This window comes from Thiocapsa roseopersicina, assembly GCF_900106925.1.
GTDB classification, from domain to species: Bacteria; Pseudomonadota; Gammaproteobacteria; order Chromatiales; family Chromatiaceae; genus Thiocapsa; species Thiocapsa roseopersicina.
The window spans coordinates 1-15,556 of record NZ_FNNZ01000023.1; the positions used below are offsets into that span (position 1 = coordinate 1).

Genomic DNA, 15,556 nt, shown 5'->3' on the forward strand with positions numbered 1-15,556 from the left:
TGTTGTTCAAGCACCCCGAGGGAGGCCCACCGCTCTCCCTCATACAAGTTGACGATTTAAGAGGAAAAACCCATCAGGGAAGGTGGCCGTACTCACTCGCATTGCTCAAGGCAGAGCTGCGCACCACGCTTTACACGGGGGTCCGCAAGAGTTCCTCCGACGAGGAGGAGTTCGACACTGCCTTTGCTGAAGCAGTCGCTGCCTCCGAAGATGATAGTGAAGACGAGCGGGAGACAACTGAAACTGAGAAGCCGGATAACGCGATTGGCGACTTGGCGTCCGTAGACGCGGCCAGCAAGACGGAGAACGCCGCGCCTGCTCATGAGCAGGTGAAGGTGTATGCGCTGCTACCGCTCGACAAGGCTGGGGCAGCGCTCTACCTGGGCAGTCACCGTGGCATGCATCAACCGAAGCAGACTCTGATCGCTGCTAGGCAGTACGGGCTCGGTCGCCTTGCCGAAGGGCCTGGGGGCTTGGACATACTGGCCTACATCGACCCGGTTCGAAATCCGCCCCAGTGCCTGACTCAGGTCTTCGAGAAGATGGTTGAAGCGGTGCAGCAGCAACAGCGCACCGACCCTCGTGAGCGGCAGGTGGGGAGTCCGCTGCCTGAGAGCCTGGACGGGGCCATTGAACGCCTTGCCAGCGCATCGGTCGTTTGCCAGCTACCCAACATTGAGCTATCCCCCGAAGCACTTCGCTATTCGGACGGCGTGCTCTCCGCGCGCCCCATCATTGCCTCACTCCTGTCAGAGTCTTCGCTGACGTATCTGCTGGGCTCGCGACTGTTTATTGACTCAGGACAGTACCAGGTCAAGCTCTACCCGGATGAGCTCTTGCCGTTCCTCGCGGCCAAGCGCTTGGCCGCTCTCGTGAAGTCGCCAGAGCACGCTCGTCGGCTACTTGCGAACTTCACCTGGCACTCGACCACGGGTGAGTGCGGGGTCTACCGACCGCTGCTTCCCCTGGCGGGCTGGTTGGCCGTCTTTAGCACGCACAGCCGCCAAGAGCTCCTGAGGGTGGAGCCTCAGGCAGTCGCGTTCTTCGGAGACTTAAGGAACCCGCAAGTCCAAGTGACCGAAGCTTCGAATGCGCTCGAGCGCGCCATCGAGCGTCTTGTCTCGGCCGGGGATTCGCTCGGGCGCTCGTACTACACCCTCACGGATGAGAACTACTGGCAGGCCGCCAAGCCTGGCATCGAGCCGACGCTCAATCGCCTGTTCGAAAAGTACAGCGCCGATTGGGACGCCAGAGATGCGCTCCTAAATATTGCCGGGCATGCGCGACTGGACGTCTTGCGCGATGCGGTGCTGTCTGTGCACGGTGGGGACTACGGCAAGCTTATGGATGAGCAACTCGATCTGCACTACATATTGTCGCTTGGACGAGAAGTCGATCTGTTCGCCTTAGGGGCTGCTTTGCGTGACAAGGCTGATCTGTCCGAGACCAGTGTGGCTGGTCTCGTGGCAAAGCTCGCATGGAAAGTGCTTGACGCTAGGTCCATCGCAGAGATTGCGGCAGAGCAGTTTCGTAGGGAGCGGAGCGGTTTCTCGATTGACTGGGTGCTCACGGGTGATGTCGCAGAAGAGGCGAGCGATGTTGATCTGTACCGGCTGACTCGCTCGTTACTGCTGCGATTGGTGAACTCCAAAGTTGGCCGAGAACTCGGTTCGGAGAGGTATTGGGCCGACCAGAAGTTTTTGGAACTCGTGATTGATCTGCTCGCGCTAGTCATCAAACGTCCTGCTCTGGACCCCTCGCGGGCGGCTAAGCTTTGTCTGGTGCTCAGCCGATTCGTCAATAAGCACCATGACGTCAGCCCGGACACGGTCAAGCTGCAAGCTGCGCTCCAAGCCAACAAGGTGGTCCGCCTAGAGTTCCTCAGGGGACTCATCCACGCAACCGACAAGACGGCTGAAAGTATCTGCAGGGTAATGGGCTGGTATCACCCTTTATGCCCATATGTCGACGGCGACGAGGTGGAGCTTGGGGAGCCCGGTTTCAGTGAGTTCCTTGAGAATCGAAAGAAGAGCGCTGTTGCGTTACCCCGCAGGCCGACCGAGCGGCGCGACCGGGAACTCCTCCTCGAAGAGAACTCCAAGGCGACGCTGCGAGGCATGCTCGATGGGCTTCGCGATGCGTCGGAGGAGAGCGCTCTGGCCTGGGTCGCCCAGTGGCTCCTTCGCACGGTTCAGCAATCGCACCACGGCGAGTGCAACTTCACACTCTTCGAGCAGGCTGCAGGTAGCGAGATCGCCCAGGCCGTTCGCGAAGGCCTTAGCACTCTTTGGCGTAGCAGGGACCCAACCTGGGATGAGGACAAACCCGACTCCACATATTACATCACCATAGCGGGCTTGCAGGGGATTTGGCTTAACTTGGGCGACGGCGCGCGGCTGCCTGTGCTCAGCGAGCAGGAAGTTCGGCGAGCCATTCGTTACGCCCAGTTTGAGATAAACGGCTACCCCAAGTGGTTCTGGCGCCTGGTAGGTGCCCACGAGCAGGTCGCGACGCAGGAGCTTGGTGTGATCCTGGCAGGTGCCGGCAAGGGGCAGCTGTCAATGGTCAAGGCCGAGACGCTCATTCGGCGTCTCGACGAAGCGTCTGAAGGCGTCAGGCACAGCCTTGCTCGCGCAGCTTGGGATTTCGTCCTGGGCCATCCCCAGCCCGCTGAGCGCATATCCGAGGCTGCCCTGAAGGTTGCAGCTGCCAACTCTGGCGTCATCGACCAAGCAACATTCGAGGCGGAAGCCTGGCGCCGGATGGGTACCGCGTTTGATGAGGAGATTCCTTCGCTCGGCGACACGCCGGACGTGATGGACGCCGATGCCCAGAAGGCGCGGCAGGCGCTCGATAGGCGGATTCATGAACTCAGGCGCAAGCGCTCAGACGCCGTGGTCTGGGGAGGCTACTGGTTGTGGACCTACCCACGCAACCTTGGCCAGCGGTGGGAATCATGGCGAGCGGACAAGCCACAGTCCGCCGAGGGCTTTATGCTGTCGCTGGCGGCATACTTAGGCGAAGACCGTGGGAGGGAAGACAGTGGCGCGCGCCTTAAGCGGGCGGCCGAAACGGGGAGCGATGGCCTGAACACCCTCAAGATGCTCTACGAGTGGGTGCGTTCGGTGGTCAGGGAGGAAGACGATATCAACCGCAAGGATGGCCGCATCTATTCGCCGGGTGAGCGAGACCACGCCCAGCGCCTGCGAAATGCCTTAGCCCCGGCCATCTCGCATGCCAAGTCCGAGCAGGCCTACGAGGTGCTCGAGGGACTTCGGCAGCAAGCCGCTGGCCCCACAGCCAAGTATCTGCGCTACCTGCAGTTCATGATGCGCGAGGAGCAGTATGCCAAGAAGCCCATTGCGCAGACCGACTACCACGAGTTCGAGCGCAGCTTTGCACCGCGCGTGTCTGAGTACATGGACTTCGCCATGGCCGTGGAAACTGACTTGCTCACCGTGAAGAGCCAGATTGAGACAGGGGACTTCAGCCTGCGGCGATTCTTCAACTCCCTGAACTTCAAACGCATCAAGACCCACAACGACGGACTTGCGCTCGAAGAGGACTTCCAGGCGCTGCTGGGCAGCGAGCTCAACCACGCCGCGGGCGGACGCTACGCGGTGACGCTTGAGCCCATCCTCCCAGAGATGACGCGCCGCGATGTGCTGTGCCAGTCCGGCTCCCTGCGGGCAACTGTCGAACTCAAGATGTCGCTCAGGTGGACCCTAGAGGACTACATCGAGGCGCTGGAGAAGCAGCTCCAAGGGCAGTACATGATGGCGCCGAACTCGAAGATTGGCTTCTTCGTTGTCGTGCTCCAAGAACAGCGCGCTTGGAAAGGACCGGACGGCAACCGCATTGGGTTTGATGAACTCCTCGGCATCCTGAAGAACAAGGCTCGGGAGAAGGAGATTGATGACAGCTCCGTCTACCTGCGCGTGATTGGCATCGATGCCGCCGCTAAGGAGAACTTCCGTTCTGCTAGGAGTGCAACTGAAGCCGCTGGCGCCGCGACCGCACCAAGATTCGCTGACGATGCAGGAAATACCTGAATCGGCCGTGGTCCCAGGCCCAAGTGGGTGAAGGATGCATCAGAGTCCGGGAAGTCGCTCAACGACCTTCTTGCTTCCAAGCCAGGAGGCTGAAGAACTTAGTCGGTTTGCTAAGGGCGCCTAAGTGCGGGATTGCCTTCCTTTGTAAGCAGAGCGGGTCGAGCACCAAACAACGTGCTGTCGCCAGTCAGTTGGAGCTAGTGGAAACCATCGACCACTGAGCGTCTTTCAGAGCGATGTTCCTGACCGACGCGCGGAAAGTAACCGGAAGTTGACAGCAGTGCACCTTGTCGGCGTCGAGTTCGAACGACAGCCATGACCGAACTACTGGTCGTGAGGTGCGCCGTTGGGTGACGGGATTACTCTGTTACCTGCCGTTAAACCCCTGGCGGCGCGACCGGCCGCGACGAGTCGTAACTGGCCTTTCGGGAGCATGACCGCCAGCGTCCGCATAGCGCGTCTTCCTGCCCTTGGAGCGTATTGGCCGGGGGTCAGGTTTTTGCCGAATGCCGCTGCCCCGCAGTCCTGGACCGAATCGTCACGCCTGATCGCTCAGTCTTCCATGCGACGCAAACTTGATCGCATGCTCCGCGGCTCCTTGCTCTGGTCAACCACCTCACCCCGCCACCAACCGCTCCCGCAGCCGGGTCAACCGCCCGGCCCCGGTCTGCTTGACCGCCATGGCAAGCGCCTTGGGCTGGGCAATCAACACCACCAGCCGCTTGCCGCGGGTCACCGCGGTGTAGAGCAGGTTGCGCTGCAGCAAGGTGTAATGCTGGGTCGCCAGCGGGATGACCACCGCCGGGTACTCCGAGCCCTGGGCCTTGTGCACGCTGGTGGCGTAGGCAAGCGCGAGGGCGTCGAGCTCGCCTGTCTCGTAGGCGACGGGGCGCCCGTCGAAGTCGATGGTCAGGATCCCTTCCTCGAGATCGACCGTGCGGATCCGTCCGATGTCGCCGTTGAAGACCTCCTTGTCGTAGTCGTTCACCAACTGGATGACCTTGTCGCCCGGGGCGTAGGTCCAGCCGAAGCGCTCGATGCGCGGCTGGGCCTCCGGGTTCAGCGCCGCCTGCAGGGCGACGTTGAGCGCGCGCGCTCCGAGACCGCCGCGGTTCATCGGGGTCAGCACCTGGATGTCGCGTACCGGATCCAGACCGTAGCGTGCCGGGATGCGCTCGGTCACCACCCGCAGGAGCCGCTCGTGAATCGCCTCCGGCGTGTCGACCCGGATCAGATGAAAGTCGCTGTCCGGGCCGTCCGGGGCCGCCGCCGCGGGCAGGTGACCGGCATTGATCCGATGGGCGTGGACGATGATCCGCGAGGCGGCGGCCTGGCGGAAGATCTCGGTCAGGCGCAGGGTCGGCAGGGTTCCGGAGGCGATCAGGTCGGCGAGCACCGCGCCTGGACCGACCGAGGGGAGCTGATCGACATCCCCGACCAGGAGCAGCGCCGCAAAGCTCGGCACGGCGCGCAGCAACTGGTTCATCAGCACGATGTCGACCATCGAGGTCTCGTCGACCACCACCAGATCGGCCTCCAGCGGGTGCTCGGCATCGCGCTTGAAGCCCATCACCTGCGGATCGAACTCGAGCAGCCGGTGGATGGTCTTGGCCTCCCGGCCGGTCGACTCGGAGAGCCGCTTGGCCGCGCGCCCGGTCGGGGCGCACAAGAGGACCTCCACGCCCTTGGCCGCGAGGATCCGCAGCAGGCTGTTGACCACCGTGGTCTTGCCCACGCCCGGGCCGCCCGTGATGATGGCGACCTTGGCCCCGAGCACCGTCGCGACCGCTGCGCGCTGGGATGCCGAGAGCACCTGCCCGGTGCGTGTCTCGACCCACGGCAGGGCCTTTTCGGCATCGATCGGACCCCAGGGCGGCGGATCCTGCGCAAGCCGGCGCAGATGCCCGGCGACCCCGCGCTCGGCGCGCTGCAGGGGCGCAAGAAACAGGGCAGGACGGTCCTCGATCGTCTCGGCGACCAAGCGCTCCTCGGCCAGCTCGCTGTCGATCGCCGCCGCGATGATCGGGACGGGGATCTCCAAGAGACGCGCGGCCTGCGTGCTCAGGTCATCCCGCCAGGCGGCGCAGTGGCCTTCGGTCGAGAGCTCCTGGAGCACATGCCGCACCCCGGCCTGCGCCCGGATCGGCGCATCGCGCGCGATGCCGAGGCGCTCGGCGATCGCATCGGCGGTCTTGAAGCCGATACCCCAAATATCGAGCGCCAGACGATAGGGATTCTCGCGGACCTTCTCGACCGCGGCGTCCCCGTAGGTCTTGTAGATGCGCACCGCGCGCGCCGTGCCGACCCCGTGGGATTGCAGAAAGACCATGATCTCGCGGATCACCTTCTGCTCGGCCCACGCGGAAGTGACCCGCTGTTGTCGCTTGCGACCGATCCCGGGCAACGTCAGCAACCGCTCCGGGGTCTCCTCGATGACGGTGAAGACGTCCTCGCCGAAGGCCGCAACCAGGGTGCGGGCGAAGTGCGGTCCGATGCCCTTGACCATCCCGGAGCCGAGATAACGCTCGATCCCCTCCAGGCTGCGCGGCGGGACGATCCGCAGGTTGGTCGCCTTGTACTGCAGCCCGTGTTGACGATCGTTGACCCAATGGCCCTCGGCTTCGAGATGCTCGCCGGGGGAGACACTGGCCGCGGAGCCGATCAGGGTGACCAGGTCCCGATGACCGCGCACCTGCACCCGCAGCACGCAGAACCCGCTCTCGGGGCTGTGGTAGGTGACGCGCTCGACGGCGCCGCTGAGCGGCTCGATCGGGGCGGGGGTCGAAGAATGGGCGGTCACGCGTCCGACTGCGAAAAGAAAAACTCAGGTGAGCCCGGTATACATCCTTGCCATCCGTTTGGCGCGCGTCATTCCGACATAGACTAGTTTTCGCAGGCTCTCGTCCAGCTCGCGATTGACCACGATCGCCACCGCATCGAACTCCAGGCCCTTGGCCCGGTGCAGGGTCATCGCGAAGATCCGGGCATCCTTGCGGCTCAAACGCTCGCGGTGATTGACCGTCGCCACCTTCAATCCGGACTCGCGAATCTGCTTGGCCAACTGATCACGCAGCTTGATTGTCGGGGCCATGACGCCGATGGTGTTGTCGGCGTTCTCCCGCAGGCACTGCCGGATGAACTCCAGCACGCCGTCTCGGATGGCTTCCATGGACGCACCCTGGATCCGTTCCGGCGCCGGGCCGTGCATCAGCGACTTGTAGCGCGTGATCTCGTCGCTGCCGCCATCCAGGTCATCGATCTCGATGCCCTCCAACAGCGAGACCGCCGCGCGACGGATCTCCTCGGTGGTGCGATAGTTCAGATAGAGCTTCCGTGCCCGACCGCGGATATCGATGCCGCAACTGCTCATGCTGGCCTTGTTCTTGGCGTAGATGCGCTGGTGCCCGTCGCCGACGAACATCAGATCGTTCGCGCCGGGGGCAACCAGGGCGCGGATCAGTCGCAACGCCTGCGGACCGAAATCCTGTGTCTCGTCGATAAGCGCATGCGCATAGCGTGGCTCGGCTTCCTTGGCCAGGATCGCGCAGGCGTCGCGGTAGGCATCGTCCGGCTCCTTCAGACCCTTGGCGCTCAACTGGAGGCGATAGTTCTCGAAGAGCTCCCAGAGTGCATCGCGCTTTTTGCGCGACAGGATGACGCCTCTGCCGCGTCTTGGCGCCTCGCGGTAGGCGTCGCGCGTCTCCAGCCCCCGGGCGAGCACCACCTGCTCGAACTCCTCCCTGACGAACTCGCGCGACACGCCCAGCGCGCTGTCAAAATCCACCATCACCGCATCCCAGATCGGCGCGCATCTGGCCTCGTAGTCGAAGGCGATCTCATGCTCGTAGCGCTGGGCCTTCAGCAACCGAAAGACCAGGGCATCGAGGTTGATCACCTCGATCCGTTTCAATTGCTCCGGGCTGCAGATCGACCGGAGTCCGTCCTCGATGTCGAGCGCAAGGTTGGTCGTGAAGGTGGTGAACAGCAGCTTGCGCCCCGAACTGCCCTCGGCCCCGATCAGACTGGAGGCGAGATGTTTTGCCCGATGCATCGCCAAGACCGTCTTACCCGTCCCCGCGCCGCCGAGGATGCGGCTCGGACCGTTCAGGCTGCGGGTCGCCAGCCGGCGCTGGGTCGGATGCAGAAAGACGCGCCATTGTTCCAGCGGAGCGGAGAGGATCTCTTGAAGATCGTTCTCCCCCTCGACGACATAGAACCGGGAGCGGCTCTCGTCGCGCTCCGCCGCCGTGGCGAAATCCTCGGTATCGATCGGCCGATCGACGCGCGTCTCGCGCGACGCCAGGATGCCGGACAGCGCATCACCGGCCAGCAACAGAAACAGCCCTTCGTAAGCCTCGACGGGTAACTCATCCTGCATGGCATCCAGATCACCCTCGGAACGGATCGTCCGCACAGCCGGGAGCATCGCCTCGGGCACGCCCAAGGCCATCAGATCGCGGTCGGAACAGGCCCCGTAACAGGGTTCGGGTTGGGATGCTCGAGGCGCCGCCGTGCGTTGCACGGTGCTCTCGACGAAACCGACATTGGTCAGTGTCAGGGCCCCGTTGACCGGGTTGACACTCATCGTTCTGCGGGTCGCCCAGGAGTAGGCGTCATCGTGTTGATCGATGTGCAACCAGATGAAGACGTTGTCCTTGGGTGCCCGGAAGATGATGCCGCGATAGTTCTGATCGACCCGGACCGAGCGGAAGTTCTTGTCCTTGGCCCCCTGGATGGTCTCGTAGTTGATGCCGGGGCTGCGCGGATCGGTCTGAAACTTGAGCATGAACTCGAGCGCCTTGGTCTGCACCGCGGCCGGCAGCGCGGTCATGCGCTTGATCACATCATTGCTGACGATGATTTTGACGTCTTCGATCATGATCCTTGTCCTGTCAGCGCCGCTTCGACGGCAAGCCACCAGTGATCGCCTTCTTCGATCACCCGAAAGCCGGCGGCCTGCCACGCCGGGCTGAAATCTGCCTGCCCGGCACTCAGAAAGACGATCCGCGCCTGTTCCCACAGCGCCTCGGCCATGCGATAGCCGCCATCATCCTCGATCTCCGCACCGATCTGCTCGGGCGCCGGTCGGTCGCTGTTGGCCAGATACAGGAAGCCTGTCCTCAACCGATCCAGGAATTCGCTCTCATCGAGGATCCGGTTCCAGTCCGCGCCGACGGTTGCCGGGCGAGCGGCCAACGGCTCCGGCACCGCCAGCGTCGCCCCGGCGTCGAGCATGCTTTGCGTCAGGAGTGCCGCGCCGGGAACGGCCTGCAACAGATTGGCCAGGCGTAGCCACTGCCGCCAATGCTGGCGTCCGATCTTCAGATCGGCGTTCACCGCCGCGTCGTCCAGCACCAGCGCGCCGGCCTGCGGGTAGGTCGAGTCATCCTTGCCGGTCATGAACTTGGGTTCCGCGCTCCCGACCCACTGCAGGGGCGTCTTCCCGGGGCTGTGCAGATGCACGGCGCGATCCTCCGTCCCGAGCCAGTCCGGCAGAGCGCCGAGCACCGCATCATGGCGAGCCTTGACCGCAGCGTCGATCTCGTTCGGCCGTCTGACCGATTTCATCAACAGGTACCGACCCGTCTCCCGCAACTGATCCAGCGGATCCTGCTCCGTCGAATCCGCCTGTTCCAGCAACCGCAACAAGAGGGCAATGGCATTGGATGCCAGGTCCTTCGGCGAAAACGGCGGCAGCCGATTCAGCGGAATCGCGCGCCCCGAGTCGGTCTCCAGCACATCCAGCGGGCCGGGCAGATCCGTGCCGGCCTTCAATGCGTGCGCCGCCTCGATATCCTCGTAGGTCACCGACCAGACCCGATAGTCGCCGCGCAGCATCAGGGTTGCACGTTTGCGCGCGTCCTCGGACAGCGTCTTCTGGTGGAACTCCCAGCCATCCACGAACACGGCGATCGGCCGCATCGGGCTTGCGGTCTTGGTCGCCGTGATCAGGAAATCGGGCTGGCAGAGCACTTGACCCGATGCCGGATCCTCGATGGGCCATTGGGTGTCGACCCAGTAGGTACTGCTGCCCAACGTCAGCAGATAGGCCGTTCTCCCCGCCTTGACGTCCTGCGTCACCGCGACGACGGGGAAGCGGCTGTTGTCCGAATCCAGGTGTCCGCTCAGCGCCTTGATCGCGGGCAGGAAACGCCGTTCCAGCTCCGACCCGAACGCCGGATTGATATAGATCTCCGACAGGCACGGTACCTGCTCGCGCTTGAAATCGCCCTGAACCAGCTCGTCGAGCATCTCCAGTGCGGCGCTGCGCGAGATGTTCTTGCGGTGTCGGCCCTGACGATACTGGAACACGCATTGATAGCAGCCATCCACACCGTCCTTGTCCTTGCAGCCGCAATCACGAATGACGGCATGGGCGACCGCGAGCACCTCGGTCAGCGTGTCCGCCTCCCCGGCCAGCATCTGCTGCAGATAGCCGGTCCCGCCGGGCACCGAGTCATAGACCAGGATATAACTCTTGCCGGTACTCTCGTCGGCCCCCGGCTCACTCATCGTCTCGAAGCGCAGATGATCGACCTTGCCGCCGAAGCGCTTGCGCAATCCCAGCTGCAGCGCCGACATAAACGAGTAGGTCGTGCGATCCCCCGACCCGAAGCCCTTCGGCACCAGGATGCGCAGGCATTCCGACTCGAACTGTCGATACAGGAAGAGCTCGCTCAGCAGATGCTCGCTGCCGGTCGCATGGCGATGACGGCAATCCGGGGTATGGGCTTGCTCGCGGGTGTCCTCTTGCCCCGCGCGAACGGCGCGTTGCACCTTGCCGCACTCGCCGCACAAGGCGAATCCGGACTTGTTGCTGTCGTCTCCGGCGATGATGGTGGAGGGCACCGCCGGGTTGGCCACCGACGGCTGGCCCAGATTCAGATCGTGAAAGACCGCCTTGGTGATGAACTCGAAGCCGTAGATCGCCTGACTCGACTCCAGACGCCAGGCATTGCGCACGTCGCCGGCGTCGAAATTCATCAGCAGTCGCCGGGCGTAATAGCGGGGGTTGCGGGCCTCGTCCGATTCGGTAATCCGCGTCCTGTCGGCACGGTCGATATTGGCCACGGCGCGTCGCAGACGCAGCAGCGGGCGCACCTGGCTGGTGTCCGCCCAGCCGGTATTGCCGCAGTGCGGACAGCGATCCCGGTGCGCGGCAGGTTCGGTCAAGGGGCTCAGGAAGTGACAGCTCGGGCAAAAGCGATGCGCCAGCGACGGCTCGACACTCATGTCCACCTGGTCGATCTGCACCTTGCTCTTGTGGGCGAAGAAGGTATTGAGCGGGGCGAACTCCGCGAGCGCGGCGTGGGCCGGGCGGCTGTAGCGATGCACAGGCGTGGAATAGGGCTCGCCGGTGGCCGACTTGGCGCCGTGCACGATGGTGGTGAGCGACACCCCTTCCTCCGGAAACGCATAGTTCGGCAACAGACCGGCGTTGGTCATGGCCTCCAGGAGATGCTCGTTGTTCATCTGTTGGATGCGCTGGCCCAAGCCGGCGCGTTCCGCCTCGAGGATCTCGATCTCGGCCAGGGTCTGCTCGTCCTCGGGTCGCTTCTTGAGCCGGCCTAGTTCCTGGGTGATCTTCTTGCGACGGGCCTTCCAGGATTCGCGCTCGGCGTGCGTCTCCTCGAAATAGGCGAGAAACCGAGCACGCAGGTTCTTGTGCTGCTCGCTGCCGGTGATGAAACCCTCGAGCTTCGTCCGAGTACTGTCACTCAGGTGACTGCCCAGCATCCGACAGAAGGCGTCGAACAGGATCGGTTCGTGGCGGTTGACGAAGTCCAGGTAATTGAATGGAAAACGTCTGATGTCGCCGTCTCCGCTGGCGACCTGATCCAATGCCTCGCTGAGCTTATCCGGCAGCGCGGGCGTCCCCTCTGCGACCCAGTGATCGAAGAAGAAGGCATAGAGCTGCCGGCGCAACACTTCGGCGGCGCCAAGATAGATGGCCGGCGCCTCCACCGCGCCGTGCAGCATCTCCAGCGGGTTGGCGAAATAATACTGGTCGTGCCCGTCTGGGGAGGCGTCGGCGATGGCGAAGACCGCCGCGTTGCCGTCCAGCCGGCCGGCGCGACCGATGCGCTGGATGAAATTGGCCTGATTCGGCGGCACCCCGCCCAGCATCACGCTGGCCAGCTCGCCGATATTGATGCCCATCTCCAGCGTGGGGGTGGCCGAGAGTAGGTTCTCGAACCAAGGCTGGGTCTCCTCGGCCTTGGCCATGAAGCGGGTCTGCAAGGCGAGCCGCTCGTCGCGCTCCAACAGGCCGGTGTGCTCGTGCGCGATCACCCGGGTCAGGTCGCCGCCCTTGAACCGGCTATGCCACCAGTCGGGCGCGGCCGCCGAATCGGGCCGCAAGCGTTCGCCCGGACTGTTCCAGGCCGGCAGACCGTCCAGCGCATCGGCGGCCTCCTCGGGCACCCACAGGGCCTGCGCCGCCGAGGGCGTGACCAGACGGCGCAATTGCTGATGCAGGTTCAGCCGATCGGCATTCAAACCAAACACCCGCGCCTGCTCGCCGCGATGATCCATCTGCACGAAGCGTCCGAGACCGGACTGCTCCAATGCCTTGAGTAATTCCTCGTAAGCCAGGGTCAGGATGCCGGGCGAGCACACACCCAGCCCCAAGGCAAGCTGAGCCCAGGTCAGCAAGGGGTTGCCGGGGCGCTCTTCCAGGACCAGGAAACCGTGTCGGCCGGCCTCGCGCGTCACGAACCGGGGCGGGGACGACTTACCGCGATGGGGCATCCAGCGCTTGCGGTGCTGGGCGAACTCAAAGGCGCCGAAGTCACCGGTTTCGGCCAGTTTCTCCAGATCCAGATGAAAGACACCGCCGGCACGGATCAGCGCCAGCAGGGTGCCGAGGACCCAGTGGAAAAGGTGCTCCTCGTCGAGATGCTCCAAGCCGCCGCCGGCCTCGTGCAGAACCGGCAGAAGCCGCGTGTTCACGGCCCGGAGCGCGTCGAGATCCGGAAACAAGACCGCCACGCCGACCTTGCTCAGGGTACGCCCCCGATCGGAGCGATAGGTCAGCTCCTCGACGGCGCGCCACTGCAGACGCCGGCACAGCAGGTCCGGCAGCGACCCGCCCGGCGGGAGATCGTGGTGCAGCAGCAGATGCTTCCAGTCCCTCAGCCACTCCATCGCCGGCGGAATAAAGCGGGCCACGAAGTCGCGCGGTGTCATGGCCAGCGGGCTGGCCGGATCCAGATAGGAGCGTCCCAGCCGTTCCAGGGCCTGATCCCAGGGCAGCGTCGGCGGCAGCGTGGCCAACGCCTTGGCCAGACCGGCGCGCATCAGATGGCCCTCGGTCTTGGACTCGATATAGCCCGCGCGGTGGGCGGCGTCCTGCACCGAATCCGAAAACAGGATCAGTTTCTTCTGGTGATTCAGCGGTGCCGCCCACAGTCGCTCGACCGCGTGCGCCGCGATGCTCGTGGTCTGGGCGCCGATGATCAGCAGACGGTCGCGTTCGCCGCAAACCGGGCAGATGTCGTCGTGAACCTGCACCTCCCGCGCCGCTTGCTTCCCGTTCTTGCCCCCGTCGATCTCACCCCCTAGGCGCTTGGTGCGGGTGGCCGAGACCCGAAACACGGGGAGGATGTCCTCGCTGCGGCAGTGCGGGCACTGGGTCACATGATCATGCCCAAGGGCACCGCATTGGCCGCAGAGCGTCTGCTCCAAAACCGGTGTCATGGCGAGCCGCTGGCCGCCCGACGCATCGGAGCGCGGATAGAGGCGTGCCAGGAAGGTATCCCGATTGCGCGCGAAGAAGGCCGCATAGATCTTGTCCGGACTCTGCTCGACCCGGCTCTCCTGCGGCGCTTTGAGCGTCAGCCAGCCGGTCGCCCGGCAGTTGCTGCATTGCACCACCGGCAGTCGCAGTTGTTCGCGCCGGCTCAGCACGCTGGCCTCGGAGGCCAGCTCGATTTCCTCCGGTTTCGCGCTCACCGTAGCCAGCACCCGGCGCAGCTCCTGGACCCAGATCTGCACGCGCAGGGTGACCAGGTGATTGAGCTGACCCGTGAGTGTGTCGGCAGTAACCGATTGCCCCGCATAGGGTGCGCGCGCCCAGGCGACCAGGGTCAGCAGCGCGATAATGATCCCGTCGGCGTGCGGACGCAGCCCGGCACTCAGGGTGCGCGTCATCCTGTCGGCGATCTCGTGGACGCTGACCGGCGCTTGGGTGGCGATCCGCAACAGGGTCTGGAACAGCAGGTGCTTTTTGAGCTCCTCGCCGAGCCGTATCCGCCCCTCGGCGGTTTCGATCCCGGCCATCAGCACCGCAAGCAGACCGGGATCATTGAAAAAGGCCGGTAAAAAGGTCGCGACCGCCTCCGGCTGGCCGGCAAAATCACGCACCGAAATGGCCCGCAGCACGCCGGCGTCATCGGCCAGCAGGGATTCCACCACCCGGTTGCCGATGAAGGCATCGAAGCCTTGGCGGCGCTCGGTGATCACCGCATCCTCATCGAACTCGGCTGCGAAAATCTGGCCCGCATAGTCGCGCAACGGCCGGGTGCCGCCGGCATCGTCCCGGCCCGCATCGCCCGGACCGGCATCGCCCAGCGTGGCCGAGGTGCCGATGCAGATCAGCTTCTCGTCGTCGCACTTCAGGCGTTGGCGCAGGCGGCGAATGAGCATGGCCAGATCCGTGCCCTGGGCGCCGTCGAAGGTGTGCAGCTCGTCGACGATCAGATAACGCAGTGTCTCGGGGGAATTGAACCGCCACAGGGGCTGATCCCGCGGACGAATCAGCAGGAAGTCGAGCATCTTGTAGTTGGTGAGCAGGATGTCCGGCGGGTTGTCCCGCAGCACTTCCTTGTCCGTGATGACGTGGTCAGGCCCCATCGCGGGATGATCCGGCTCCGGATTCTGCCCGGCCTTGCCGGGCCGATAACGCGTCTTGCCCGAGCCGACGAAGAGACCGACGCGGATGCCGGCGAACGCCGGAGTCCGATGGACCAGCTCGGCGATGCGCCCGGCCTGATCGTCGGCCAGGGCATTCATCGGATAGATGATGATGGCCTTGATGCCGCGGGGCGCGTCCGGCGTCCGCCGCGCGCGGGCGACATGATCCAGCACCGGGTACAGGAAGCACTCGGTCTTGCCCGAGCCGGTCCCGGTCGCGACCAGCGTGGATTTGCCCGTCACCGCACAGCGTTGCCAGGCCAGCTCCTGATGCAGGTGGGCCGGGTGCTCGGTCTGGAAGTCCTTGAAGAAATCTTGACCGGCCGTGCCGGCGACAAAGGGCATACCCAGTTGGATATAGGGGCCTTTGACCCAGGTGGGCTCGTCGATCAGCCGGCGGACGGCGTCTTTGAACAGTGCCGTGGAGGGCTCGAACTGGGCGCGCAGCGTCTCGGCGACCCCGCGTCGAACCTCGTCGACGACCAGCGATGGAAGCATAACCGGATCCCTGTTGCGCTCGGCTTGCGAGCGTTTGCTTTAACGTCGATCGACTGCCGCCGCGATCGACCTCGACTCGACGATTCTGTGCG

General features: G+C 64.2%; 5 protein-coding genes. 2 read left to right on the plus strand and 3 right to left on the minus strand.

Features of this window, described 5'->3' with window-relative positions:
* The first annotated feature begins 101 nt into the window (after positions 1 to 101).
* Positions 102 to 4,052, plus strand: coding sequence for a hypothetical protein (locus BLV04_RS19220; RefSeq protein WP_139191967.1), 3,951 nt, complete (start codon positions 102 to 104; stop codon positions 4,050 to 4,052).
* Positions 4,053 to 4,145 carry an H-NS family nucleoid-associated regulatory protein gene (locus tag BLV04_RS26095; protein ID WP_371828656.1) on the plus strand — a complete coding sequence of 31 codons (93 nt, stop codon included), beginning with the start codon at positions 4,053 to 4,055 and terminating at the stop codon, positions 4,143 to 4,145.
* Positions 4,146 to 4,668: 523 nt separating this feature from the next.
* On the opposite strand, the gene recD2 is transcribed toward BLV04_RS26095, so the two are convergent.
* The 3 genes from recD2 to BLV04_RS19235 are packed head-to-tail and all read right to left on the minus strand — an operon-like array spanning position 4,669 to position 15,464.
* Positions 4,669 to 6,852 (minus strand): SF1B family DNA helicase RecD2, encoded by a 2,184-nt coding sequence (gene recD2, locus BLV04_RS19225; protein WP_093036173.1) that lies wholly within the window; start codon positions 6,850 to 6,852, stop codon positions 4,669 to 4,671.
* 24 nt (positions 6,853 to 6,876) lie between these two features.
* Positions 6,877 to 8,931: a UvrD-helicase domain-containing protein gene (locus tag BLV04_RS19230; protein ID WP_093036176.1), complete on the minus strand. Its 2,055-nt coding sequence runs from the start codon at positions 8,929 to 8,931 to the stop codon at positions 6,877 to 6,879.
* On the minus strand, positions 8,928 to 15,464 hold the full coding sequence (locus BLV04_RS19235; protein ID WP_093036179.1) for a DEAD/DEAH box helicase: 6,537 nt from the start codon (positions 15,462 to 15,464) through the stop codon (positions 8,928 to 8,930). The genes BLV04_RS19230 and BLV04_RS19235 overlap by 4 nt, the downstream gene beginning before the upstream one ends.
* Between the last annotated feature and the right edge of the window lie 92 nt (positions 15,465 to 15,556).